Raw genomic sequence first — 25264 nt, forward strand, 5'->3', positions numbered from 1 at the left:
GCCTGCGGCGGTTCCGCTCCCGGAACCAGTGGTCGACGACCATCCCACCAGCGGAGAGGGGATCGGCCCACCCGGCTTTCCCCCTGACGTGCCGATGCGCTGTCCTCAGGGCGGTGCCTGGGGCTATCCCCCCCGGGTAAGGACGCAGCATGGCTCCGCCGCCGGGTGGGCCAGCTCCACGGACCCAGCACGTCACGACGAACCTCGCGATCGAGGTCGACGAACAGGCGGGCACGGCAGTCTCGCGTTCGTACGTGACCGTCTTCCAGGCGCTGCCCGACCTACCTTTCCAGCCCATCGCCGGCGGCCGGTACCACGATCGCTTCGAGCGCCGTGACGGGCATTGGCGCTTCGTCGAACGACGCGTCCGCATCAACCTCGTCGGCGACGTAAGCCGCCATGTGCGTCAGGCCGCCACATGTAGACCGCATCGCGGACCCGATCGCGCTCTACAGGCGGCGGCAGAACGTCATGTGCGACCTGCTCCAGCAGCGCGTCAACCGCGGCGCGCTGAACAACGATGCCGAGCCGAGGCTCTTCGCGGAGGTGCGGACCGACGCGTGGCCGTCTCGGGCACACTCACGGAGTGCGGAAGCCGCGAAAGGTCACGTGCTTCCGGCTCGCGAAGCCGAGCCGTTCGTAGAGCGCGATCGCGCCGGTGTTCGTCTCGGCCACGTGCAGGAAGGGGCGTTCGTCCCGCGCCAGGACGCGGGCGACGAGCGTGCTGACCAGGCGGGCGGCGTGGCCCCGCCCGCGCGCCTCGGGGGCCGTGCAGACGGCGCTGATCTCGGTCCATCCCGGGGGCCGGAGCCGTTCGCCCGCCATGGCCACCAGCCTGCCGCCGTCGCGGATGCCGAGGTAGGTGCCGAGTTCGAGGGTGCGCGGCCAGAACGGTCCCGGCCGGGTCTGTGCCACCAGGTCGAGCATCTGGGGCACATCGGCCGCACCCAGTTCGACCACGTCGGCCCCGGTCACGGCATGAGCCTGGTCGGGGTGGCTGCTGCCGGTCCAGAGCATCTGCCGGCCTTCGAGGACGAAAACCTGCTCCCAGTCCGGAGGTGGGGGCGCCTGGCAGCTGAACATGTCGGCGAACGCGTCTCGGCCGAGGAGCCGCGCGAGACCGGCCCAGTCCGCCGCGTCCGCGTCGGCGGGTACCGCCGAGAAGGTCGCGACTCCGGGCAGGTAGGTGGCAGCCCGGCCGAGTCGGCGCCCGAGAGCCGCGTGGCGGCCGCGCAGCGACTCCCCCACCGGGTCGTCGAGCGCCGCGGTGTCACCGCCGTCACCGCTGTCACCGCTGTCACCGCTCGTCATCGTGATGTGCCTTTCCCACTGTGCGCGGTCGGCCGGGCGGCGCGATACCGCCCGGGCGCGTTCCCCGGTCTGGATTCCCGCCGGCGCGCGTCCGGTCGTGGCGCCGGGGTGATGGAACCATAACCGTCGCCGGGCCAGCCGCTTCGCGAGGGGGGTGGGCCCCCTCCCTGCCGCTCTACGGCTCGTATCGGGGCCTCCGCTCAGGCAGAGGCGATCGATATTGGATCGCCCCAGACGGATGTGTGCTGGCAGGCTGCCCCCATGGATCACGCGGAAGTACTGCTCATCGGAGGGCGGGCCGGAGTCGGCAAGACGACGGTGGGGTGGGAGGTATCGGCCATACTGCGGGCCGCGGCCGTCTCGCACGCGGTCATCGATGGCGACTTCATGGGGCAGGTCCATCCGGCCCCGGAGGGAGACCCCCACTGCTCGGAAATCACCGAAAGCAACCTGACGGCCGTGTGGGGGAACTTCGCCCGACGCGGCTACCGCCGACTGATCTACACCAACACCGTGAGTGTGCTTCCTGAGTCCACGGGAATGTTCGAGCGGGCTATGGGAGCGGGGGCACGGATCATACGGGTTCTGCTCACCGCCTCCGATGCCACCGTCCGAGAGCGGCTGGTGCGCCGGGAACTCGGCTCGGAGCTGGAGCACGAACTGAAAGGCAGTGCTCGCAAGGCACGGCTGCTGGACCAGCAGGTCGGCGCGGAGACCGTGCGGGTGATGACGGACAAGCGTGGTGTCGTGGATATCGCGCGCGACGTGGTGACCGCCACCGGCTGGGCCACGCCACACTCCGCCGGCCGACCATGACAGCTGCGGCGAGTCACACATCGCGGCGGAATGCTCAACCGCACCGCTTTGGTTGGGACGTGAGTTCAGGAGCCGCTGGTCGCCGTGACGAGTCCCAATTCGTAGGCGCTGATGACCAGTTGCGCACGGTCGCGCGCCGCCAGCTTGCTCAGCAGCCGGCCGATGTGTGTCTTGACGGTGCCGTGGCTGAGGTGGAGGTATTCGGCGATGTCGGTGTTGGAGAAGCCGCGGGCCACCAGCAGCAGAACCTCTCGCTCGCGGTCTGTGAGGTTCTCCAGCGAGGAGCCGGGCGTCGGGCAGGCGTGGGGAAGGCGGGCGAACGCGGCGATCAGGCGCCGGGTCACCGAGGGTGCCAGGAGGGACTCTCCGGCGGCGACGGTGCGGATGCCGGCCAGCAGGACCTCGGGTGAGGTGTCCTTCAGGAGGAACCCGGCCGCCCCGGCCCGCAGCGCGCCGTACACGTACTCGTCGAGGTCGAAGGTGGTCAGGATGAGGATGCGTGTCTGGGCTGTCTCGGGCGACCGGGCTATGTGCCGCGTGGCCTCGATCCCGTCCATGACGGGCATGCGGATGTCCATGAGCACCACGTCCGGGCGCAGCCGCCGGGTGCTCTCGACCGCTTCGGCGCCGGTGCCGGCCTCGCCCACCGTGGTCAGCCCGGGTGCGGTGTCGATGAGCACCCGGAAGCTGCCCCGGAGCAGGGACTGGTCGTCGGCGACCAGGACCCGGATCGGTTCGGTCACGCGGTCGGCTCCCTTCGGTCCGGTGCGGTGCCGTGCGCGGGTTCGGCCGGGAGGCGGGCCGAGACGGCGAACCCGCCGCCGGGCCGCGGCCCGGTCTGAAGTGTCCCCCCGTACATCATCACCCGTTCCCGCATCCCCACCAGTCCATGACCGCCCCTGAGGTCCGCCCGGCCGGGCCCGGGCGCCCTGCCCGCTCCGTCGTCGACCACTTCGATGTGCACCTGACCGCGCGTGTCCGCGGTGATGGTGGCCTCGCAGTGCGTTCCGTCGCCGGCGTGCTTGATGACGTTGGTCAGCGCCTCCTGCACGATGCGGTAGACGGTCAGCGCCGTCCCCGCGGGGAGGTCGGCCGCCAGGCGGGTACGGAGCCTGGCGCGGATGCCCGCCTGCTCGGCGCGCCGGATCAGGGCGGGCAGGTCGTCCAGTCCGGGAGGGGGTGTCAGCTGCGCCGAGCCGGCACCTGGCGTGGGCGGTGCGGCGTCGGCACCTGGCGTGTGCGGTAGGGCGGTGTCGCCGCGCAACATGCCCAAGGCGCGCCGCATCTCGGTCAGCGCCTCCCGGCCGGTCCGCTCGATCGCGCCGATGGCATCGCGGGTCTCCTCGGGGCGTTCCTTGGCCACGTGGTTGGCGACGGACGCCTTGACGACGATCACGCTGAGGCTGTGCGAGACGATGTCGTGCAACTCCCGGGCGATCCGCAGGCGTTCCTCGGCCAGCGCCTCCTCGGCCAGGCGCCGCTCCCGCCGCACCGCCCGGGCCCGCAGCTGGCGTACGGCACGGCCCGCGGCCCAGGCGCCACCGGCCACCAGCCACACCAGCGCCGCGGTTCCGACCGCTTCCGGCCACGGGCCGGACGGGGTCAGCACCGCCTCCCCGGTGACCACGGCGGCCGCCGAGACGACCAGGGTCAGCGCCAGCGCCGCCACGGCCCGGCGAGGCGGCGCCAGGAGAGCCACCGCGTAGAGGGCCAGGGCCGAGGAGAGGTAGGGGTCGCGGGTGATGTCGAAGAGCGTCGCCGCTGCCGTGGCGCCCAGCACCACCGCGAGGGCAGACAGGGGCCACAGGCGCCGAACGGCCAGCGGTACTCCGACACCCGCCGCCACCAGCCAGCCCGCCCATGCCGGGCCGGAGAACCGGGGCGACCCGTCGGGCCCGCCCTGCCCGGCCAGCGCCACATACGCTGCCGTCACCACGCCCGCCACGCAGGCGTCGACGGCCAGCAGATGCGGCCCGGTCCGCGGGCGCCACCGCACAATGCGCACCGCACGACAATACCGAGCGCTCATCCCGCCCGCCCGAAGCAGAACATCGCGGTGCCCACCACACTCACCAGCACGAGCCTCCCAACGACCGTGGCCGCTCGTGGAGTCGGCCCTGTGCGCCACGCGGCCACGCCCAGCGGAACGAGTGCCACGCACAGCCCCGCGGCAGCCGCGACCGACCACGCGGTCGTCCCCTTCAGCACCCCCAGTGGCATCACCGATACCAGGCCCAGGGCCGCCGCACGCAGGGGTCCGAGCACCCGTGCGCGGTAGGCGCCGACGGCCAGCAGGATCCAGCCGCCCATGATGGCGGCGTTCAGCGCGCTGAAGACGTGGAAAGCGCCATAGGTCTCACTCACGGTCCGGGCCGCCGACGCCGCGCCATGGGCGGTCACCAGCTGGAAGTCCGCGTGGTCCACGCCTGCGTGAAACGCCCGGGCGAACAGGCCCAGGACCGTGAGAACACCGCCCCACACAGCCAGCTCCCGGAAACGCGTACCGATCCGGTCGGCCAGGAGCACCACTCCCGGCCAGAGCAACACCCACCCCGCCGCGACAAGGCTGTACGAGGCGGTCATGAGATGCGGATGGCGCTCGTAGGCGTTCAGTTGGGCGGGAAAGAAGAAGCTGAAGCGCACCCGGAGCAGCACACCGGCGAGCACCAGCAAGGGCCCGGCGACGAGGGATGCCGCGCCCACCCAGCGTCCCGGAAAGAAAGCCCGCGGCGCGGCGATTGACGAGGAAGTGACGGTCATGAGGCAACGATGTCGCCACCGCACACGCCATGTCGTCGGAGCACGGACCACACTTCCGGATCGGACCGTGGTCGTACCTCCCCTGCCGCGCCTCTGCCCCTGGTCCGACCGCGTGGTCATGGCCGGCCTCGGCACCAAGACCACGACCTTCTCCAACGGCAAGGTCCGCGGCCGCCTGATCACCCGCCCGACGGGCTGGCCTCGGCCTCGTCGCTGATCGTCCGGAGCGCTCGCACCGCTGGGCGCGGTGGGCCACGACGGTCTGCGGCACCGCTCCCGGTCACGCGGAACGGGAGAGCTGTTCGCGTACCCATGCGGGGTCGGGGTTGGTGTGCGACTGGCCTGCCACGACGACGGTCGGTACCGTCTCGTCGCCGTCGTTGGCCGCCCTCACCGCTGCCGCTCCGGCCGGGTCGCGCCAGATGTTGACCCAGTGCACCTGGCGGGCGCCGCGGCCCAGGCGGATGCGCAGGCGGAGGCAGTACGCGCAGCCCGGCCGCCAGAAGACGACGGGGCGGCCGTCTGCCGCGCTGCGTCGTTGTGCCTCCGGTGCGCTGATCGACCTCGGGAAGATCAGCGGCGAGTTCACGCCCGCGAGCAGTACGAACACCAGCAGGAGCGCTGCGGCTGCGCCGGGGTTTCCGCTGGAGATCAGCCCGGTGGCAAGGGCTGCGCCGCTGAGAACGAGGAGTGTCGGCAGGGTCCAAGCGCGCGTCATAGCGGCCCAGGCTACCGGTGCGTCGGGCTCCGGCTTCGCGGGCTACGAGGTCAGCGAAAAGTCCCGCTGCACGACGGGCAGGGCCACCGTCACCACCAGACCGTCGAGGACGACGAGGAAGTTGGTGACGGCCGCCAGCGCGGTCAGCGGGCGTGCCCTCGGCGCTCCGGCCCCTGGGGCATCGCGGTGGGGGCTTGACGTCATCCGGCCAGTGTCGGCTTCCGGTGCCGGCCGGGGGCCGCGGGTGTCGGCGTGTCGCCTCATGAGGCCTCGAAGTGACGACCGCCGGCCTCTTGCTCATGACGTCGGCTTCCCGGTCTCTCGACCGCCGACGTAGGTTGCCACCACCTCGATGTCCCCGATACGCGATGTATCGACACGCCGGGGGTCGTCGCCGAGCACGACCAGGTCGGCGAGCTTGCCCGGGGTGAGGCTTCCCAGGCTGTCCTCCCAGCGGCAGGCGAACGCGCCTGCGACCGTGTAGGCCCGCAGGGCCTCGTCGAGGGTGATCCCCTCGTCCGGGCCGATCACCTGACCGGACTCGGAGGTGCGCTCGACCATGAACTGGATGGCCCTCAGCGGGGATCCGTCCGTGACGGGACGGTCGGAGCTGCCGACGAGCGGGATGCCGTGGTCCAGGAACGCCTTGCCGCGGTAGAGCCACGGGGCCCGTTCCTCGCCCATGATCGCCGCGTAGTCGTCGCCGAAGTAGCGCAGAAAGTTGGGCTGGACGACCGCGCTGATGCCCAGTCGCGCGAAGCGCGGAAGCTGGTCGGGGCGGATCAGGCCGGCGTGCTCGATGCGGTGCCGGGCACCGGGGCGTGGCCGGAGGCGCTGGGCCCGTTCCAGGGCGTCCAGGGCCACGTCAGCGGCGCGGTCGCCGATCGCGTGGACCGCGAGCTGCCACCCGGCCAGGTGGCCGTCCACGATCGTGTCCGCGAGCACCTCCGGGTCGTCCTGTAGCTCACCCATGTGATCCAGCCCCTCGTACGGGCGGCTGAGCGCGGCGGTCCGGGCCATCATGCCGCCGTCTGTGTAGACCTTCAGCGCGCCCACGGAGAGCCGGTCGTCGCCGAACCCGGTACACAGTCCGAGGTCGAGGGCTCGGGGAATGCCGTCGGCTTCGTGTGCGGCGACCGGGTGCAACCGGTCGGCGGACACCATGACCTGTACGCGCAGCGGCAACAGGCCGGATTCGCGGGCGAGTTGGTAGGCGCCCAGCTCGACCGGGCTGTGGCCGAAGAGGGCGCCGCCGATGCCCGCCTCGGCGCAGGCGGTGACGCCCTCGGCCAGGCAGGTGCGGGCGGCGCGGGCGATCGCCTCGGCCAGTTCCCGCTGGGAGTACGGGAGGCGCAGCGCGCGGGCGGCGCCCATGGCGCCCTCGGCGAGGAAGCCGCTCTCGTGCGGGATGTCGGCGGGGAGCAGGTCGAGGACGGCGGAGTTGACGAGGCAGCCGTGCCCGGAATCGTGCATCACCAACAGCTTGCGCCCGTGGCTGACCTTGTCCAGTTCGGCGGCGGTCAGGTGGCGTCCCAGGGCTCGCTGGTCATAGCCAGCGATGCTCACCCAGGCTCCGGGCGAGCCGTTCCGGGTGACGGCCTCCTCCACGGTGGCGAGCACGTCGTCGATCCGAGTGCGCCCCGCGATGCTCGGGGTCTTCTGCTTGAACCCGGTCCAGGCCAGGTGCACATGGGGATCGATGAACCCGGGCAGCACGGTGGCGCCCTGAAGGTCGATCACCTCGCGGGCGGGCAGGGAGGCCACGGCCTCGTCCAGGCCCACGGTCCGGCCCCGCCAGATGCCCAGCTCGTGGGCGACGGGGTGGTCCGGGTCCATGGTGAGGAAGCGGGCGTTCGTCAGTCTGGTGCAGAGCATCTGCCAGGGCTCTCCTCGGTGCCTGGGCGGCTTGCGACGACGAGGGGTCGCCTCCTACGAATCCCCGACTTAGGTTAGGCTCGCCTAATTGGCGGGAGTTTAGCTCTGTCCCTTCCCTCTCACAAGGAGACGTTCATGCGCCTGGGCGCGGTCGATGGGGAGAACGCCTTCGTCGGGTTCGGGTTGCCCGGCGCACCCGGCACCGACGAGTTCTGGGCGGCGGCGAGGACACCCGCGTCGGTGCCCGCCGACGGCGGCGGTTGGGTGACCTTGTTCCTGTGGCGCGGGTCCGAGGCGAGCATCGGCTTCGAGAGCTGGTCGGAGCCGGTGCCCCTGCGCCGGTGGGGTGATACGGACTGCTGGTACGCCGAGGTGCGCATGCCCGAGCGGTTGCGGGTGACCTATCAATTCCTCGTGGGCGACGCGGCGCACGCCGACCCGTTCAACCCGGTCGGTGCGGGCGGTGACCGGTCCATCGCCGCGACCCCGGACGCTCCGGTCCAGCCGCACTGGCCCGTCATCGGCGCCGGCTCCGACGCCGTACTGCCACTCCCCCGCACCCGGATCCGCTGGAGCAGCGAACGGCTCGGCGGGCGGCGCACCGTGCGGGTCCACCCGGCGGGCGGTGGCGGACCCGTGGTCCTGCTGCTCGACGGGGACGACTGGCTGTATCTGCACCCGGCCATGACCGCGTTCGAGTCGGCCGTCGCCAGTGGCGCGATGCCCGCCGTCACGCTCGTCTTCCTGCCGAGCAGGGACAGGGAAACCGAGTTCGGGTGCGGACCCGCCCTGTGGGAGGCGATCCGGGACGAACTGCTGCCACTGGTGGCGGAATCCGGCGTACCCGCCGATGTGGACCGGCTGGTGGTCGCCGGGCAGAGCATGGGCGGCCTGAGCGCGATGTACGCGGCGCTGGAGTTCCCGGACCTGGTGTCCCGCGTCGCCTGTCAGTCGGGGTCCTTCTGGTGGACACCCGACGCCCCGGACCTGCCGGACCCCTTGGGCGGCCCGGTCGGCGGCACCGTCGCCGCGCGTCTGCGGGAGCATCCCGACCTGTCCGGTCTGCGGGTCGCGTTCGACGTGGGGGAACACGAGACCCGGATGCTCCCCCACTGCGAGCTGATCGAGACCCTGGCGACACGAACCGGCGCGACCGTACGGGTCTCACGGTCGGCGTCGGGCCATGACCGGGCGGGCTGGCGGCACGCCCTGCTCAGGGATGTCGCCTGGGCACTCGACGAGCAGGCATTGCGTTAGCCGGTCGGTTCACCGGGCCACCGCCGCGCAGTAGTCCTCGTTCGTGGCGAGGAGGTTGCGATGGGTGTCCTCGGCGGTGATGACGCCGTCGTCCAGTACGAGGACACGGTCGGCGGCGTCCAGGAGGGCCGGGCTGCTGGTGATCACGATGGTGGTCCGGCCCCGGCGCAGCTTCGCGACGTTGCGCGCGATGAGCTGCTCGGTGACCGCGTCGACGGCCGTCGTCGGGTCGTGCAGGACGAGGACATCGGTGTCGGCGGCGAGGGCGCGGGCCAGGGAGAGCCGCTGGCGCTGGCCCCCGGAGAGGTTCGCACCGCGGTCGCGGACACCGTAGTCGAGTCCTTCGCGGTGGAGGGCGACCACGTCGGTCAGCATGGACGCTTCGATGGCCTCGGGGACCATCCGGCTGGTGCCCAACGGGTCGATGTTCGTACGGAGGGTGCCCGCGAAGATCTCCCCGTCGTACGGGTTCACCAGCAGGTACGCGCGGACCGCCTCGACCGACAGGTCCCTGAGCTCCTGCCCGCTCACCCGCACCGCTCCCTCGTACGTGTCCGGCGGGACGGTCATGGCCAGGATCGACGCCAGGTCGGCCGCCGCGCGTGGCTGGTAGGCGGCGATCGCCACGAACTCACCGGCGCTCACCTGGAACTTCAGCTTGCGCAGGGAGCCGTACCGGACACAGTCGATGTCGAGGTCTCCGCCCGCGGCCGGGTGCTCCGACCCCGAAACCGTCACCGGCGGCGCGGCCAGCACCAGCGCCATCCGCTCGGCCGACGCGCGCGCCATCATCACGTACTTCGGCATCTCCGAGAACAGCTTGAGCGGTTCCATGATGAACTGCGCCAGCCCCACCGCCATGACGAGCTGGCCGATGTTGATCCGGCCGCTCCACGCCAGCGAGCCCGCCGTCAGGGTCACGGCGGCGGCGAGGACCGCGTTGAGCGCCAGCGCGGTGCCCGCGTACACGCCGTTGACCTTGGCGACCGTGATCGCCTGGTGCTTCGCCTCCGTGCTGACCTCACGGTAGGACCGGAACGCCGCGTGGTTGCCGCCGAAGCCGTGCAGCGGGCGCAGCCCGGTGATCAGGTCGGCGACCTTCGCGCCCGCCCGCGCCACCCTGGCCTGCTGTTCGCGGGTGCTGGAGCCGATCCGCTTGGACAGCACGCTCAGGGCCGACAGGATCGCGACGGTTCCCACGATCACCAGCAGGCCGAGCCGCACGTCGGCCATGCCGAGGGCGACCGCCGCGACCAGCACCGCGACCAGCGAGCTGATCAGCAGCGGCACCACCTCGATGATATCGGCGGTCTGGTCGGCGTCCTCGGTGGCGATGGTCAGCACCTCGCCGGACTTGAGGTCCACGTCCCTGGCCACCGGCTGAAGGCCACAGGCCGCGACCTTCACCCGCCAGCGGTGTGCCTCGGTCGTGTTGGCCTTCTGGAGGATGCGCATTCCGAACCGCCACGACAGCGACACCGTCGTGATGATCAGCGCCAGTGCGGCGATCGACAGGCCCAGCGCGCCGAGGCTCCGGTGGCGCATCGTGTGCTCGACGATCAGGCCGAGCGCGATGGGGAAGGCCGTCTCACCCGCCTGGTACAGGCCCATGAGGACGGTGCCCCAGGCCATGGCACCGATGTTGCGGCGCAGGGCGGTCCGGAGGATGGCGGACCCCGGTCGGGGCCGCCGCGGGTCAGGAGTTGTCATCGAGGACTCGGGCATCGAGGTGGCGGGCCATCGCTTCCGGGGTGCGCAGGGTGAACAGGTCTCGGATGGTGATCACCGGACCGTACTCGCGGCGGAGCAGCCCGATCAGCCGCACCGCCAGCATGGAGTGCCCTCCCAGGGACACGAAGTCGCTCACCGCGCTCACCTCGTCGTCGTCCAGGTCCAGTGCCTCGGCGAAGAACTCGCACACCACGGTCTCGGTCGCGGTCGCGGGCCCCCGCTCTCCCGCTGTGGTCAGCGCGCCCAGCGGCTTGGCCTCCGGCAACGCCTTGGTGTCAGCCTTCCCGTTCACCGTCAGCGGGATGCTGTCGACCTGGGCGTAGTGCGTCGGGCGCAGGAAGTCCGGCAGTCCGGTGCCCACTTCGGTGGCCACCGTCGCCAGCTCCGCGCCCTCCAGCACCAGATAGGCGGCCAGCCGGTACGCGCCGTCGACCTGCGGATCGGGCTGGGCGACCGCGGCGACGAACCGGACCGCGGGGTGTGCCGCGAACACGGCCTCGACCTCGCCCAGTTCGACCCGGTGTCCCCGGATCTTGACCTGCTGGTCGGTGCGGCCCAGGTACATCAGGTGGCCATCGGGCCGGCGGACCACCAGGTCCCCGGTGCGGTACATGCGCTCGCCGGGTTCGCCGAACGGGCACGCCACGAAGCGGTGCGCGGTCTGGTCGGGCTGCCCGAGATAGCCACGCGCGATGCCGATGCCCGACACATACAGCTCGCCGGGCACTCCGTCCGGCAGCGGCCGCAGCCATGGATCCAGTACGTAGACATCGGTGTTGTCGATGGCCACACCCACCACCGGGTCCTGACATTCGAAGGTGCCGACGCCGAGGGTGTTGATGGTGTACTCGGTGGGTCCGTAGAGGTTGTAGCCGACCGTCCCCTCGGTCTCCGCGAGCCGCTGCCACAGCGCCGGGGTGACGGCCTCGCCGCCCAGCAGCACCAGCGCCGGCCGCCGTTCGGGGTTGTCGAGCAGGCCCTCGGCCACCAGCTGCTGCGCGTAGGTCGGGGTCACGTTGATGACGTCGATGCCGTGCTCGAGGCAGTACTCGACCAGCCGGGGCGCGTCACGGCGCAGCTCCTCGTCGCAGATGTGCACCTCGTGGCCGTCGGCGAGCCACAGCAGCTCCTCCCACGACATGTCGAAGGCGAACGACACGGTGTGCGCGATCCGGAAGACGCGGTGGCCGTGCTCGGCCAGCACCGGTTCGAAGATCCGGCGCTGGTGGTTGATCAGCATGTTGGTGAGCCCCGCGTACTCGGTCACCACACCCTTGGGCTTCCCGGTCGAACCGGAGGTGTAGATCGTGTACGCGGGATGCCGCAGCCGGTCCGGGTCGTCCGGCGCGAACGTCACGTACGGCTTCCCCTCGGGGAGGGGCCGGTCCAGTTCGATCAGGTCACCGGTGAGCCGGGGCGACACCGCGCTCACGGTGAGGATGACGTCCGGGCGGGCGTCCGCGACGATCGCGGCGATCCGCTCGTCCGGGTGGTCCAGCTCCAGCGGAACGTACGCGGCGCCGACCCGCAGCACCGCGAACAGCGCCACGATCGAGTCGAGGGAGCGCGGGATCGCGAGGCCCACGGTCGTCTCGGGGCCGATGCCGCGCCCGGCGAGCACACCGGCCACCGCGCGGCTGCGGTCCCGCAGCTCGGCGAAGGTCATGGTCGAGCCGTGGGCGACCAGCGCCACCCGCCGCGGGTCGCGGTCCGCCGCCTGGTCGAACCGGTCGACCACGGTGTCCGTGCCGATGTCCGTACGCTCGCTCCGCGCAGGCTCCGGTCCCAGCCCCCGCAGCGCGCCGACCGGCCCGGTCGACCGGGCCAGGTCTTCGAGCACACGCAGGTAGTCGTCGAGGAGACGGCGGGCGTTGCCGGTGTCCTCGTCGCGGTACTCCAGCTTGACCGTGAGCCGGTCGCCGGGCGTGACGACCCAGGTGAACGGGTAGTGGGTGGAGTCATCGGCCGACACCGAGGTGATGCCGTGCCGGGCGTTCATCTCGGCGAACGCGTCCATGTCCAGGAAGTTCTGCAGCACGAACAGGTTGTCGAACAGGGTGTCGTGCCCACTGGCTCGCTGGATCTCCCCGAGTCCCAGGTGCTCGTGGTCCATCGCCGCGACCCTGGCCGCCTGTACGGCCGACAGATACGCGCCGACCGTGGCGTCCGGCCGGGCCCGCGTCCACATGGGCACGGTGTTGAGCAGCACCCCGACGATGCCGTCCAGGCCCTCGCCCTCCCGGCCGGAGACGGTCACGCCGAACACGGCGTCGCCGCGGCCCGTGTGGGCGCCCAGCAGGAGGCCGAACGCGCCGGTCAGCACCGTGTTCAGCGTGACGCCGTGTGCTTTGGCCGCCTCCCTGAGCGACTCCGACTGTTCGGCGGACAGCGTGTGCACGAGCGCGCGCGGCAGGTCGTCCGAGAGGGAGGGAGCCGGTCCGGCGAGCAGCGTCGGGCCGGGGAGACCGGCCAGGTGCTCCGCCCAGAAGCGCTCCGATACGGCGGAGTCCCTGGCGTCGAGTGCCCGGGCGTGGTCCTCGAAGCTCGGCGTGGCCGGGGCCGGGGCGGGCAACGCGCCCTCGAGAGCGGCCTGGTAGGCGTCGAACAGGTCCCGCAGCACGATCTCGCGGGACCAGCCGTCCCACAGCAGCAGGTGGTAGCTGAGCAACAGCCCATCGCGGTCGTCGGGCAGCCGCACCACGGTCATCCGGATCAGCGGTGGCTCACCCGGGTCGAATCCGGTGTCGCGGTCCCGGGTGCGCAGGACGTCGACCTCCGCGTCCGTGGAGAGGGCGACCGTGCGGACATCGACCCGTCGGCCCACGCCCAGGACCTGGACCGGGTTTCCGTCGTCGTCGGTGGTGAATCCGGCGCCCACGACCGGGTGCCGCGCGATCACGTACGCCATCGCCTCGGCCAGCGCGTCGGTGTCCAGGCGCCGGTCGAAGGTGAACCAGCTCTGCGCGACATAGTGTCCGGCCGGGCCCGCCATCTGTGCCTGGAAGAACAGGCCCCGCTGGAGCGGGGTGACCGGTGCCGTGCGCTCGGCCGTCGCGGAGGCGTCCGCGATGTGTTCCAGTGCGCGCCGCCAGTGTTCGATGATCTCGTCCGGGATGCCCTCGGCGAGGGTGAAGTCCGCGTGCAGGCTTCCGGTGGGGGCGTCGGTCCAGGCGTTGACCTCGACGGCGTACGGGCTGCCCTGATCGCCGCCGGTGAGGCGCGGCGCCTGGGACTCGTCGCCCCGGCCGAGGTAGTTGAACAGCACCTGGGGACGTGCGGTGAGCAGCGGGGCCGTCTGCGGGTTGAGGTATCTGAGCTGCCCGTACGCGATGTGTCCGCGCTCGTCCGGCTGGCGCTCGGCCACCTCGTACGCCGCCGCGACGGGGTCGGTGTGTGCCGTGAGCCGTACGGGCGCGATGGCGGTGAACCAGCCGACCGTGCGGGTGTAGTCGTGGTGTTCCAGCGCCGGGACCCGGCCGTGCCGCTCCAGCTCGATCGCGAGATCGGTGGGCGATGGCTGGACGCGGGTCAGCGCGGTGCGCAGCGCACCGCACAGCAGCTCGGTGAGGCCGACGCCGAGTGCGGCGGGCGCGGTACGCGTCACACGGTCGCTCACGTCGGGGGCGAGCACGACGGTGGTATCGCGCAACGCGCCGACCGCCGACAGCAGTTGGGGCGCCTGGAGGGTGGTGACCCAGTGTCCGAGGTCGTCGATGGCATGGGTGGCCCCGAGGGCCAGCGCCTCGGCGTACTCGGCGTACGACGTGGTCGGCGGCGGCAGGGTCTCCCCGCGCAGGGCGGCGACCAGGTCCTCCAGCAGGACCAGCCAGGACACCGAGTCGACAGCGAGGTGATGCACGGTGACCACCAGGGTCCGGCTCGCCTCCAGCCACGAGAACGCGACCACGTCCCCCGACTCGGGATCGAGCCGTCCGGCGGCCTCGTTCGCCACGGCCGTCGCGTCGGCCGTGTCCGCCCGTACGACCGTCATCTCGTGGGCGGGCTCGGTGCGCAGGGCCCACACTCCATGCTCGACGCGCAGCCGCAGCCGGAGGGCCGGGTGCGCGGCCACGACGGCGTTCGCGGCGCGCTCGACGTCGGCGAATCCGGTACCCTCCGGGGCCACCAGCGTTCTGGCCTGGGCGAACCGGGCGAGCGAGCCGCCCAGTTCCCGCTGGCGCAGGATGATCGGGGTCGGCGTCAGCGGGCCGTCCGCGCGGCGGGCGGGCGCGGGCGCCGGGGCGGCAAGCGGTGTGCGCCTTCCCAGGTGCTCGGCAAGCGCACGCGGTGTCCTGAACAGGAACACGTCCCGTGGCACGATCGCCAGGCCGAGCGCCCTGGCCCGGTTGATCACGGTGATGGCGACGATGCTGTCGCCTCCGGCGCGGAAGAAGTCGGTGTCGGCGTCGGCAGCGGCGCCTGGCAGCGTCTCGGCGAAGATACGGACCAGCGCGTCGAGCGCGGCGTCTTCGGCCGCGGGTGCGCCCCGCAGGGGCGCGGGGAACTGCGCGCCCAGCCACGACGCACGGTCAGACGGAGAAGGCCCTGTCGCGGCGCTCTCTGTCAACGCTCTCCGGTCGAGCTTGCCGTTGACGGTCAACGGCAATGCCTCGACCGGCAGCACCCGCCCCGGCACCATGTGCGCGGGCAGCTTCGTGGACAACAGCTCGGTGAAGTCGTCCGGCACCCGGCCCACGATGTGCGCGACCAGGTGGTCGCCGCTGTCCGCCACGGTGACGGCCACGTCGACCACACCGTCGAGCTCCCTGACCGCCCCTTCCACCTCGGCCAACTCGATCCGGAATCCCTTGAGTTGGACCTGGTCGTCGGTGCGTCCGGCGAATTCCAGCTCACCGTCGAGGGTGCGGACGGCGAGGTCGCCCGTGTGGTACATGCGGGAGCCGTCGCCCAGGAACGGGTTCGCCACGAAGCGGCCCGCGGTGAGCCCCGGCCTGCCCAGGTAGCCGAGCGACACCTGGTCGCCCGCGACGTAGATGGCGCCCACTCGGCCCGGCGGCACCGGCCGGAGCCGGTCGTCGAGCAGATAGCAGACCAGGCCGGGGATCGGGCCGCCGATCGGGCTCACGTCGTCACCCGCGCCGAAGTCCTCGTCGGTCAGTACCCGGTGGGTGACATGGACGGTGGTCTCGGTGATGCCGTACATGTTGACCAGCTCGGGCGATCCGGTGCCGTGCCGCTCGATCCAGCCGCGCAGCCGCCCGAGGTCCAGCGCCTCGCCGCCGAAGATGATCCGGCGCAGCGCGGGCAACGGCTCGCCCGTCTGCCGGTCGGCCTCGATGAACTGGTAGAACGCCGACGGGGTCTGGTTGAGCACGGTCACTCCGCGCTCGCGGACCAGCCGGTGGAAGTCGACCGGCGAGCGGGTCAGCCCGTACTCCGGCACCAGCAGCTCACCGCCGTTGGCCAGCGCGCCCCACAGCTCCCAGACCGCGAAGTCGAAGGAGAAGGAGTGGAACTGGACCCATACGTCGTGCGGTCCGAAGTCCATGTCCGGCCGGGTGTTCGCGAGCAGCGTCACCACGCTGGAGTGCGGGACGACGACACCCTTGGGCCTGCCGGTCGATCCGGACGTGTAGATGACGTACGCGGGGTCGTGCCACCTCACCTCCGGCCCGGCCTCCGTATCGGCCGGCGGCAGCTCGTCTCCCTGTACGAGCACACGGGCCGGCACGCCCGCCCGGGCCAGCAGCCGCGTGAAGCGGTCCCGCTGCGCGCGGTCCACGAGAAGGACCTGCGGAGCGGCGTCGGCGAGGATGTACTCCAGCCGTCCGTCCGGGTACGCCAGGTCCAGCGGTACGTACGCGCCGCCCGCGGTGACGACCGCGACCGAGGCGACCACCTGCTCGACGGAGCGTGGGAGGGCGATGGCGACCCGCTTGCCGGGCCGGACACCTGCGGCACGCAGGGCCCGGGCCAACTCGTCCTTGGCGTGGGCCAGTTCACCGTAGGTCAGTGATCGGGTACCGCCGTCGAGGGCGCACTGGGTCACGGCGGTGGCGGCCGGGCCGCGGTGCGCGGCGGCGTCGAACAGTGCTCCCAGGGTCGTCGGGGTGATCCGCTCGGGACGCCGGTCGCTCTCCGGTGTCAGGTCCTCCACGGGGACGTCCGGCCGGGTGAGCAGGCGGGAGAACGTGTGGGCGAACGTGCGCAGGATCGCCCGGGCGCTCGACTCCCGCAGCAGTTCGCCGTCGTAGATCAGGTTGAAGCGCGGACGGCCGTCCAGTGCGCGCTCCACCACCAGCGTCAACGGGTAGTGCGGGGCGCCCTCGTTGACGATGTCGGTGATGACCAGCGTGTCGCCGGGCCGCCGCAGGGCGTCCACATCGGTCGCCACGTCAAACACCACCAGGGTGTCGAACAGGGTGCCCAGGCCGGTCTGGCGGCCGATCCTGGCCAGCGAGACGTGCTGGTGCGGCAGCACCGCGCTCTGGTGTTCCCGCACGGAGGCGAGCAGATCACGCGCCGTGGTGGTGCGGGCCCAACGGGCCCGCACGGGGATGGTGTTGATGAACAGGCCCACCATGTCCTCGATGCCGGGCACCTCGGCATCGCGCCCGGACACCGTGGAACCGAACACCACGTCGCTGGCGTGCAGGATGGAGCCCAGGGTTACCGCCCAGGCGCTGTGCACGGCCACGCTCAGCGGCACGCCGGCCGCCCGGACGGCCGCGTCGATGTCGTCCTCCGGCTCCACGGCGGTGTCGGCGAACCGGTCGGACGGGCTGTGGCCCTCGGCGACCAGCGAAGGGCCGGGCAGCCCGGCGAGCTCTTCGCGCCATACGCGGTCGCTCTCGTCGTCGTCACGTCCGGCGAGCCGGCGCACGTATTCGGAGAAGCCGACGACCGGGTGCACGGTCCCCGGCGCGTGGTACTCGGCGAGCAGCGCCCGGAGCATGGGCGGCACCGACCAGCCGTCGGCGATGATGTGGTGCACGGTCTGCACCAGGACGTTGCGGCCGGGGCCCCCGCGGATGAGCGTGTACCGCATCAGCGGACCGTTGGCCAGGTCGAACCCGGCTCGTCGGTCCCGCTCGGCCAGGTCGCGGATCTCGTCGTCGGTGATGCCGGGGCGGTCCACCGTGCTGAAGGGCGCTTCCACACCGCTCTCCAGGATGGAGACCACACGGCCGTCGGCGAGGGCCACGAACCGCGCTGCCAGGTTCGGGTACAGCGTGAGCACCCGGGTGGCCGCCGCCGCGAGCCGGTGGGCGTCCACCGCGCCGTCCAGTGTCAGCAGCTGCTGTTCGACGTAGGCGCCGGCCGAGTCGTCGTCGAAGACGGAGTGGAAGTACAGGCCCTCCTGCAACGGGGTCAGCGGCAGGATGTCGCGCAGGGCCGGGCCGTCCAGGGCATCGACGTCGGCCTGCGTGAGGGGCACGAGTGCGAAGTCACTGGGAGAGTGGCCGCCCCGGTCGAGCGAGGCCAGCCCGGTCAGGGCCGTCCGGAAGTACTCGCCGAGGGTCGCGATGTCCTCGTCGGTGAACATGCCGTCGGGCCAGGAGATCGTGGTGACCAGCTCGTACTCGCCGGTGGCGGCGGGTTCGGCGATCGCGTTGAACTCCAGGGGGCGCGGCAGCCGCATCCTCGGGTCGCGCTTTTCACCCAACTGGGCTGTGCTACCCGCGAGTTGCCAGTCGCCGGTGGCTCCCGCCTCGAAGCGGCCCAGGTAGTTGAAGAGCACCTGTGGTGCGGGCGTGTCGAATTCGACGTGGGTCAGGTACCGCAGGGCGCCGTAGGAGACGCCGTTGTCCGGCACGCGGGCGAGGTCCTCCTTGACCGCCTTGAGCGCGGCGGTCAGGTACTCGGGGGCGGTGAAGTCGGCCGCCGCGCCGGGATCCACGGTCACCGGGAACAGGGTGGTGAACCAGCCCACGGTCCGCGACAGCGCGGGCTCGAAGCCGGCCGAGTCCGCCACGAACTGTCCTTCGCGGCCGTGGCCCTCCAGCTCGATGTGGGCGAAGGTCTGCTCCTGCCCCAGGTCGCGGCGCCACCGGGCCAGGGCGACGGCGAGTCCGGTCAGCAGTACGTCGTTGACACCCGCGTGGAACTTCCCGGGGATCTCGCCCAGCAGCGCGGCCGTGACCTCGGGGCCGACCGAGACGGCCCGGAGCCGCTCCGTCGCCACGGTGTCGGCCGTGGAGAGCGCGCGCCGGCCCAGCGGCTGGTCCTCTCCCGGCAGGGGACGCCAGTAGAAGGAACTGTCCGCGTCGAACGCCGCGCGCTCCAGCAACTGCGTCCAGCGCCGGAACGACGTGCCCACCGGGGGCAACTCGATCGGCGCACCCGAGGCGAGCTGCCGCCATGCGGTGGCCAGGTCGTCCATCAGGATCCGCCAGGACACTCCGTCGATCACCACGTGATGGGCGATCAGAACCAGCTGCCGCGCCGCGCGGCGCCAGACCGCACGCAGCATCACGCCGCCCTCCGGGTCCAGCCCCTCGGTGGCGAGCGCCACACACTCGTCGAGCGACCGGTCGCTCTCCTGCCATCCCAGGGTGGCCTGGTCCGCCTCCGGGATGTCGAAGCTCCAGCGCTCGCCGCGCACCAGCTTGGCGCGCAGCATGTCGTGCCGCTGGATCAGGGCGGTGAGGATCGCGTCGAGCGCGTCGGCGGTCAGGTCCGCCGGGGTGTTCAGCACGACCGACTGTACGAAGCCACGAATCGCGTCCGTGGTGTCGCCGAGCCACCGCACGATGGGCGATCCCACGACGGAACCGGTGGCGACATCGCGGTGGTCCACGGTGGAGACGTCTTCGCGGCTCGCCACCGCGGCCAGTGCCCCCACGCGGCTGTGGGTGAAGATCTGCCGTGCCGTGACGTGGAGCCCCGCGTCGCGCAGTGCGCTCAGCAGGGAGATCGCCAGGATGCTGTCTCCGCCGAGTTGGAAGAAGTCCTGGTCGACACCGACCTCGTCGAGCCGCAGCACCGCCGCGACGGCCGCGCACACCGCGTGCTCGTTCTGGGTGGTGGGTGGTGTGAGCGAGCCCGCCGGGACCACGGGCTCCGGCAGCGCGCCCCGGTCGAGCTTGCCGTTCGCGGTGAGCGGGAACTCCGTCATCACGACGATATGGGTGGGCACCATGTACTCCACCAGGTGTTCGGTGGCCCACGCCTTGACCTCGTCCGCCCGCAGTTCCTCGCTTCCGGCGGCCGGGATCACGTATCCCACCAGGTAGGTGCCGCCGGTCGCGTTCTTCTTCGCGACGACGCAGGTGTGCCGTACTCCGGGGTGCTCCGCGAGACCGACCTCGACGTCCTCGATCTCCAGCCGCATACCGCGGATCTTGATCTGGTTGTCGGCCCGGCCGAGGAAGTCCAGCGATCCGTCCGGGGTGTACCGCGCGAGGTCACCGGTCCGGTACAGCCGGGACCCGTCCGCGGCGAAGGGGTTCGCCACGAACCGGGACGCCGTCAGGCCGGGCGCGCCCACGTATCCGCGTCCCAGCAGGAACCCGCCCACGTAGAGTTCGCCGCCGACCCCGACCGGGACCGGGCGCAGTTCATCGTCCAGCACATACAGCTGGGTGTTGGGGTTGGCCCTGCCGATCGACGTCGACAGCCGTTCCGCCGCCCCCCGGTAGATGACGTGCGAGACACCGATGGTCGTCTCGGCCGGGCCGTAGCCGTGGTACAGGGGGATGTCGAGCGTGGTGCGGAACCTCTCGTACAGCTCCGGGGTCAGCACCTCCCCGCCGCACCACACGTGCCGCAGGCTGTCCAGCCTCCCGGAGTCGCCCGCGATCTCCAGCAGCACGTCCATCATGGACGACACCAGGTAGGTGAAGGTGACGCGCTGTTCGGCGATCACGCTCAGCAGGTGGTGCGGATCGCGTTCGCCGTCGGGCCGCAGGATCACCAGCCTGGCGCCGGACACCAGCGGCAGGAAGATCTCATTGATGGAGATGTCGAAGGACAACGGCGCCTTGAACAGCGACGCGTCGTCGTGGCCGAAGCCCAGGATCTCGTTCATCTGCCACAGCAGGCGTTCGCTGATCGCCGCGTGCCGGATCATCGCGCCCTTGGGCCGCCCGGTCGAACCGGACGTGAAGATCACGTATGCCAGGGCGTCGCCGGGGACGGTGACCCCGGTGTCCTCGGTGGGGTGGGAACCGAAGCGCCAGTCGCCGAGGTCGACGGCCACGGCGTCCGGTTCGGCCGGGTCGTGTTCGCCCGAGTCGTTGAGCTGCATCACGACCTGGGCGTCATCGATGACGACGGCCCGGCGCGCGGCCGGCCACTTCGGATCGAGCGGCACGAACGCGCACCCCGCCTGGAGTACGGCGAGCAGCCCGATCACCATGTCGGCCGAGCGGCGCAGTGAGATGCCGACGACCTGTTCGGGGCCCAGTCCGCGTGCGATGAGGTGGTGGGCCAGCTGGCCGGCCAGCCCGGCCGCCTCACGGTAGGTCAGCGACCGGTGCTCGTCGACGATGGCGACGGCGTCCGGCCTGGCCCGCGCCTGCTCATGGAACATCTCCACGATGGTCGGGCGGACCCGGTCGGCCTCGGTGTCGTTCCACCCGGCCAGGGCCTCGAGCCTCGCCGCCGCGCCGTCCGGGCCGATGGTGCCGATGGGCCGGTCCGGGAAATCGGCCAGGTCGTCCAGCGCGAGCTGCGCATCGGCCGGCCCGACGCCTCCCGGCAGGACGATGCTCCGCCCGTCCGCGCCGATCTCCCAACCGTCAGGCGCCGTACCGCCGTTGTCGGCCCATCCCAGGACGTCGGCGAACAGCGTGCCGGGGGTGAGGTCGATGCCGTCGGGGCTCCGGCCCGACGCCCAGTACGACAGCCCGATGGCGCACGCTTCGGCGATGGTCCGGTCGGAGAAGTCACCCATCCGCCGGCGTACGCCGGCGATATGCGTGGGAGAAAGCAGTACGCGACGAGCGCCCGGTTCCACCATCGAGGACTCAGCATCCCTTCCGCGTCATGAAAAGCTCATCCGAAACAGGGGTGGCTAACTGCCTTCTCGCCAGGCCCGCCACAGTCGCGCGTACCGGCCGTCCAGGGCCACCAGTTCCTCGTGGGTTCCCTGCTCCACCACGCGTCCCGTATCCAGCACGGCGATCCGGTCCGCCGCCATCGCCTGGGTCAGCCGGTGCGCCACGAACAACGTGGTCCGGCCCGAGCACGCGGCCAGCACGGCCCGCTCCAGCTCGGCGGCGCCCTCGCTGCCCGCCTCCGCGGTCGACTCGTCGAGCACCACCACCGGCGACCGGGCCAGCACCAGCCGGGCCAGGGAGATCTGGGCGACCTTGGTGACGTCCAGCCGCTCTCCGCCCTCGCCGACCATGGTGTTCAGCCCCTCGGGCAGCGCGTCGACCCACCCGTCGGCGCCGACCGTACGCAACGCGTCCATCAGCTCGGCGTCGGTCGCCTCCGGCGCGGCCAGCCGCAGGTCGTCGGCGAGCGGACCGGAGAACACATGCGTGTCCTGCGTCAGGATGCTCACCATGGCTCGCGCCCCGGCCTCGTCCAGACCGGCGAGGTCGGTCGGCCCGATGCGCACCGACCCGGCCTGCGGGGTTCCGATGCCCGCGATCAGCGCGGCGAGCGTCGTCTTGCCCGCGCCCGTCGCCCCCACCAGCGCGAGCGAGCGGCCCGCCGGGATCGTCAGGCTGACGTCCCGGAGGACCGGCTCCTCGGCGTCGGGATAGCGAAACGTCAGCCCCTTCACCGTCACCGGGTACGGCCCGGCGTCCACCGGTGCGACGGCCGCGTCGCCCACCAGCCGGTCCTCCGCGGCCTCCCCGGCCACCCCGACCAGCCGGGTCAGGCTCGCGCCCGACTTCTGTGCCTCGTCGAAGGTGAACATGATGGAGCCCAGCGGGGTGAACAGCCGGTGGAACATCAGCGGGGCCGACGAGACCTCGCCCAGGCTGGCGGCATCGGCCTCCAGCAGGGCGTAGCCCACCACGATGATGAGCACCAGCCCGATGAACTCGGCGCGGTTCTCCCTGCCGACGAACCGGCCGAAGAACCGGAACACCTCGATACCGAAATCGCGCACTCGCCACGACTCGCTGGTGACCTGCTCGCGGAAGACGCCCTCGAGGCGGTACGCCCGGACCGTGTCGATCCCGTTCAGGCCGCTGATCAACGCCTGTGCGCGGTCGGCCTGGGCCGCCCGCTGCTTCTGGTAGAGCGGGGCGGACCGGGGGAGGTACCAGCGCAGGGCCAGCGCGTACGCGGGCAGCGCGCCGGCGCCCGCCAGGCCGAGCCGCCAGTCCAGTCCGAACATGCCGACCGTCGCGATGAGGACCAGCACTCCCGCCGAGAACACGGTGGGGACGGCGGTGCGGATGCCCTTGGACAGCACCGCCACATCGTCACCGACCCTGGACAGCACGTCTCCCCGGCCGACCTGCTCGATCCGCGTGCTCGGCATCCCCAGCACCGCGCGGACGGCGCCTTCCCGCAGCCCCGCGAGCAGATCCGCGCCGAGCCGCCCGATGAGATAGGTCGACACCGCGGTGGCCGCAGCGCCGAGCAGCGCGGCGGCCCCCATCAGCACCCCGATCGTGACCAGGGCCGAGCGCGGTTCGCCCTCGACCACACCGTCGACCACCCTGCCGAGCAGCAGCACCGGGAGCACCTGGAGCGCCGCCCCGGCCACCGTGGTGAGCACGGTGGCGGCCGTCAGCCAGGGCACCTCGCGGCAGTGCGCCGTGACCCATCGGGTGGCCACGCGCCCGGTCGCCGTGCGCAGGGTTGCCGGGGTCGGGGTGACACGCGCGTCGGTGGTGCTCACCCCCGGCCGACCGACGTGACAAGTTCGTCGATCGCGTACGGAAGGGACAGCAGGGTGCTCTGGGAGATGGCCGCGCCGACGGCCGGGCCCTCGCTGTCCAGCAGATACGACACCTTGTCCTTCTGCACGGCGTCCAGGTTGCCGAACAGCTGGAATTTCTTCAGCGCCCGCTGGTCCGCCTTGTCGTTGATGACGAAGACGCGGTCGACGTCGACCAGGTCGACGCGCTCGGGGGAAAGGACGGTGAAGAACTTCCCGTCCGCCACCTTGTCGATCTTGGTCTGGTAGGTGAAGCCGATGCCCGTCACCAGCCGTCCGCGCACATCGGTGGAGGTGAACGGCGCCACCGAGTTCTTGTACCAGGACACCACGACGGCGGTCTGGTTCGCGAACTTCGGATGCGCCTTCTTGGCCGCGTCGAGCTTGTCCTGGATGCCCTGCACCAGCTTGGTGCCCTCGTCCTCCTTGCCCAGAGCCTTGGCGATCTGCACGGCGTTGTCCTGCCAGGGGGCGCTGAACGGCTCCTTCTCGCCCTTGGTGCGGCCGACGGTCGGTGCGATCTGGGAGAGCTTGTCGTAGGCGGCCTTGTCGATCTCGGAGTAGACCGCGACGATCAGGTCCGGCCGCAGGGCGGCGATCTTCTCGTAGTTGGGGCCGGAGTCGCCGTTCTCCATGACGACCTCGGGCCGGGTGTCGCCCCACTTGTCCTTCACCCAGGGCCACTGGGTGTTGATGTCCGGCTTCTTGCCCGCCGGGTTCGGGTACTGGTCGACCATGCCGACCGGTCTGACACCGAGCGCCAGCATGGCCTGGTCGTCCGTGTAACCGACGGAGACGACCCGCCGGGGAGCCTTGGTGATCTTCGTGGTTCCGAACGCGTGCTCCACGGTGACCGGGAACGCGCCGGAGGCGGCAGCCGGGGCGTCGTCACCCGCTTCGTCCGCCGAGTCGGAACCACATCCGGCGAGAAGGCCGACACCGAGGGCCGCCGCGGACAGCGCCGCCGCTAACCGCCGCCATGGCGTCATACGCGTCGTTCGATGGAGAAGCATCCGGAATCCCTTGCTATCGCGCCGCCCGTTGCACCCCTAACTAAGGGCAGCCAAACCTTATCCCGTGTAAGTGAGGCTAGCCTAGCCTTACTTGTGAATTCCTTCCCGGAACCTGGCCGAGCCGGGCATGGGTACGGCCGATCGGCACGATGAGCGGCCGGTCGCCCACCGGGTCGTCAATGACCGTGGCACGCAGCCCGAATGCCTCGTCCAGCAGCTCAGCGGTGATCACGTCACGCGGGTGCCCCTGTGCCAGGATCGAACCCGCCCGCATCACGATGAGGTTGTCGCTGTACCGCGTGGCCAGATTGAGGTCGTGCAGCACCATGACCACGGTGCGGCCCGACTCGTGCAGGTCGTCCACCAGGTCGAGCACGTCGATCGCGTGCGCCAGGTCCAGGTAGGTGGTCGGCTCGTCGAGGAGCAGCAGATCGGTGCCCTGGGCCAGGGCCATCGAGATCCAGACCCGCTGGCGCTGCCCGCCGGACAGCGAGTCGACCGGGCGGTCAGCCAGATCCGACACTCCGGTCATGGCCAGCGCGCGCTCCACGACACCGGCGTCGTCCGACGACCACTGCCGCAGCCAGCTCTGGTGCGGATGACGCCCCTTCGCGACCAGGTCGGCCACCGTCAGCCCCTCCGGCGCGACCGGCGCCTGCGGCAGCAGGCCCAGCTTCTTCGCCACGTCCCTGGTCCTGAGCCCCGCGATGTCCTCGCCGTCCAGCACGACGGCCCCCTTGGCCGGTTTGAGCAGCCGGGTCAGGGTGCGCAACAGGGTGGACTTGCCACAGCCGTTGGGACCGATGATCGTGGTGATCACGCCGGGCGGGATCGTCACGTCCAGATTGTCGATGACGGCCCGGCCGCCGTACCCGACCGTGACGCCTCTGGCCGCGAGCCGCGCATGGCCCTGGGCCGCGGACTCGTTGTCGGTGATGCGCTCGGCGCTCACAAGCCCCCCTGTGATCGAGG

The 25264-nt window shown here is 71.5% G+C and carries 15 protein-coding genes and 1 pseudogene; 4 read left to right on the forward strand and 12 right to left on the reverse strand.

All coding sequences use genetic code 11. The features are described from left to right. Positions 1 to 149 precede the first annotated feature (149 nt). A pseudogene (locus IEJ02_RS04570) lies at positions 150 to 314 on the forward strand (nuclear transport factor 2 family protein); the annotation flags it as partial. A gap of 265 nt (positions 315 to 579) precedes the next feature. On the opposite strand, the gene IEJ02_RS04575 reads toward IEJ02_RS04570, so the two are convergent. Next, positions 580 to 1311 carry a GNAT family N-acetyltransferase gene (locus tag IEJ02_RS04575; RefSeq protein ID WP_191063490.1) on the reverse strand — a complete coding sequence of 244 codons (732 nt, stop codon included), beginning with the start codon at positions 1309 to 1311 and terminating at the stop codon, positions 580 to 582. Between the two features lie 261 nt (positions 1312 to 1572). Between IEJ02_RS04575 and IEJ02_RS04580 the strand changes: the two genes are divergently transcribed. Then, positions 1573 to 2127, forward strand: a complete 555-nt coding sequence (locus IEJ02_RS04580) for a P-loop nucleotide/nucleoside kinase family protein (RefSeq protein ID WP_191063491.1) — start codon at positions 1573 to 1575, stop codon at positions 2125 to 2127. A 65-nt stretch (positions 2128 to 2192) separates the two neighbouring features. Here the strand turns inward: IEJ02_RS04580 and IEJ02_RS04585 are convergent, their stop codons facing one another. The 3 genes from IEJ02_RS04585 to IEJ02_RS04595 are packed head-to-tail and all read right to left on the reverse strand — an operon-like array spanning position 2193 to position 4887. Then, positions 2193 to 2870 (reverse strand): response regulator, encoded by a 678-nt coding sequence (locus IEJ02_RS04585; protein WP_191063492.1) that lies wholly within the window; start codon positions 2868 to 2870, stop codon positions 2193 to 2195. Beyond that, complete coding sequence (locus tag IEJ02_RS49705) at positions 2867 to 4132, reverse strand: sensor histidine kinase (RefSeq protein ID WP_191063493.1); 1266 nt, start codon at positions 4130 to 4132, stop codon at positions 2867 to 2869. The genes IEJ02_RS04585 and IEJ02_RS49705 overlap by 4 nt, the downstream gene beginning before the upstream one ends. A gap of 20 nt (positions 4133 to 4152) precedes the next feature. Then, complete coding sequence (locus IEJ02_RS04595) at positions 4153 to 4887, reverse strand: hypothetical protein (RefSeq protein ID WP_191063494.1); 735 nt, start codon at positions 4885 to 4887, stop codon at positions 4153 to 4155. 67 nt (positions 4888 to 4954) lie between these two features. Here IEJ02_RS04595 and IEJ02_RS04600 point away from each other — a divergent pair, with 67 nt between their 5' ends. Continuing rightward, positions 4955 to 5104, forward strand: a complete 150-nt coding sequence (locus IEJ02_RS04600) for a hypothetical protein (RefSeq protein WP_191063495.1) — start codon at positions 4955 to 4957, stop codon at positions 5102 to 5104. Positions 5105 to 5167: 63 nt separating this feature from the next. Here IEJ02_RS04600 and IEJ02_RS04605 read toward each other — a convergent pair whose 3' ends face one another. The 3 genes from IEJ02_RS04605 to IEJ02_RS04615 form a co-directional block, all read right to left on the reverse strand. Continuing rightward, positions 5168 to 5605, reverse strand: coding sequence for a glutaredoxin domain-containing protein (locus tag IEJ02_RS04605; protein WP_191063496.1), 438 nt, complete (start codon positions 5603 to 5605; stop codon positions 5168 to 5170). Positions 5606 to 5647: 42 nt separating this feature from the next. Next, the gene (locus IEJ02_RS04610; protein WP_191063497.1) at positions 5648 to 5809 is read right to left on the reverse strand and encodes a hypothetical protein; all 162 of its coding nucleotides are present in this window, start codon (positions 5807 to 5809) and stop codon (positions 5648 to 5650) included. A 93-nt stretch (positions 5810 to 5902) separates the two neighbouring features. Continuing rightward, positions 5903 to 7480, reverse strand: coding sequence for an amidohydrolase (locus IEJ02_RS04615; protein ID WP_191063498.1), 1578 nt, complete (start codon positions 7478 to 7480; stop codon positions 5903 to 5905). Positions 7481 to 7615: 135 nt separating this feature from the next. Here IEJ02_RS04615 and IEJ02_RS04620 point away from each other — a divergent pair, with 135 nt between their 5' ends. Then, positions 7616 to 8737: an alpha/beta hydrolase-fold protein gene (locus IEJ02_RS04620; RefSeq protein ID WP_191063499.1), complete on the forward strand. Its 1122-nt coding sequence runs from the start codon at positions 7616 to 7618 to the stop codon at positions 8735 to 8737. A gap of 9 nt (positions 8738 to 8746) precedes the next feature. Here IEJ02_RS04620 and IEJ02_RS04625 read toward each other — a convergent pair whose 3' ends face one another. The 5 genes from IEJ02_RS04625 to IEJ02_RS04645 form a co-directional block, all read right to left on the reverse strand. Then, positions 8747 to 10447, reverse strand: a complete 1701-nt coding sequence (locus IEJ02_RS04625) for an ABC transporter ATP-binding protein (RefSeq protein WP_191063500.1) — start codon at positions 10445 to 10447, stop codon at positions 8747 to 8749. Further along, on the reverse strand, positions 10434 to 21392 hold the full coding sequence (locus IEJ02_RS04630) for a non-ribosomal peptide synthetase (RefSeq protein ID WP_191063501.1): 10959 nt from the start codon (positions 21390 to 21392) through the stop codon (positions 10434 to 10436). The genes IEJ02_RS04625 and IEJ02_RS04630 overlap by 14 nt, the downstream gene beginning before the upstream one ends. 54 nt (positions 21393 to 21446) lie before the next feature. After that, positions 21447 to 23240 carry an ABC transporter ATP-binding protein gene (locus tag IEJ02_RS04635; protein ID WP_191063502.1) on the reverse strand — a complete coding sequence of 598 codons (1794 nt, stop codon included), beginning with the start codon at positions 23238 to 23240 and terminating at the stop codon, positions 21447 to 21449. Further along, on the reverse strand, positions 23237 to 24292 hold the full coding sequence (locus tag IEJ02_RS04640) for an iron-siderophore ABC transporter substrate-binding protein (RefSeq protein ID WP_191063503.1): 1056 nt from the start codon (positions 24290 to 24292) through the stop codon (positions 23237 to 23239). The genes IEJ02_RS04635 and IEJ02_RS04640 overlap by 4 nt, the downstream gene beginning before the upstream one ends. A gap of 76 nt (positions 24293 to 24368) precedes the next feature. Next, the gene (locus IEJ02_RS04645) at positions 24369 to 25244 is read right to left on the reverse strand and encodes an ABC transporter ATP-binding protein (RefSeq protein WP_191063504.1); all 876 of its coding nucleotides are present in this window, start codon (positions 25242 to 25244) and stop codon (positions 24369 to 24371) included. Positions 25245 to 25264 lie beyond the last annotated feature (20 nt).

It is taken from the genome of Streptomyces sp. 5-10, assembly GCF_014712245.1.
Taxonomy (GTDB): Bacteria; Actinomycetota; Actinomycetes; order Streptomycetales; family Streptomycetaceae; genus Streptomyces; species Streptomyces violaceusniger.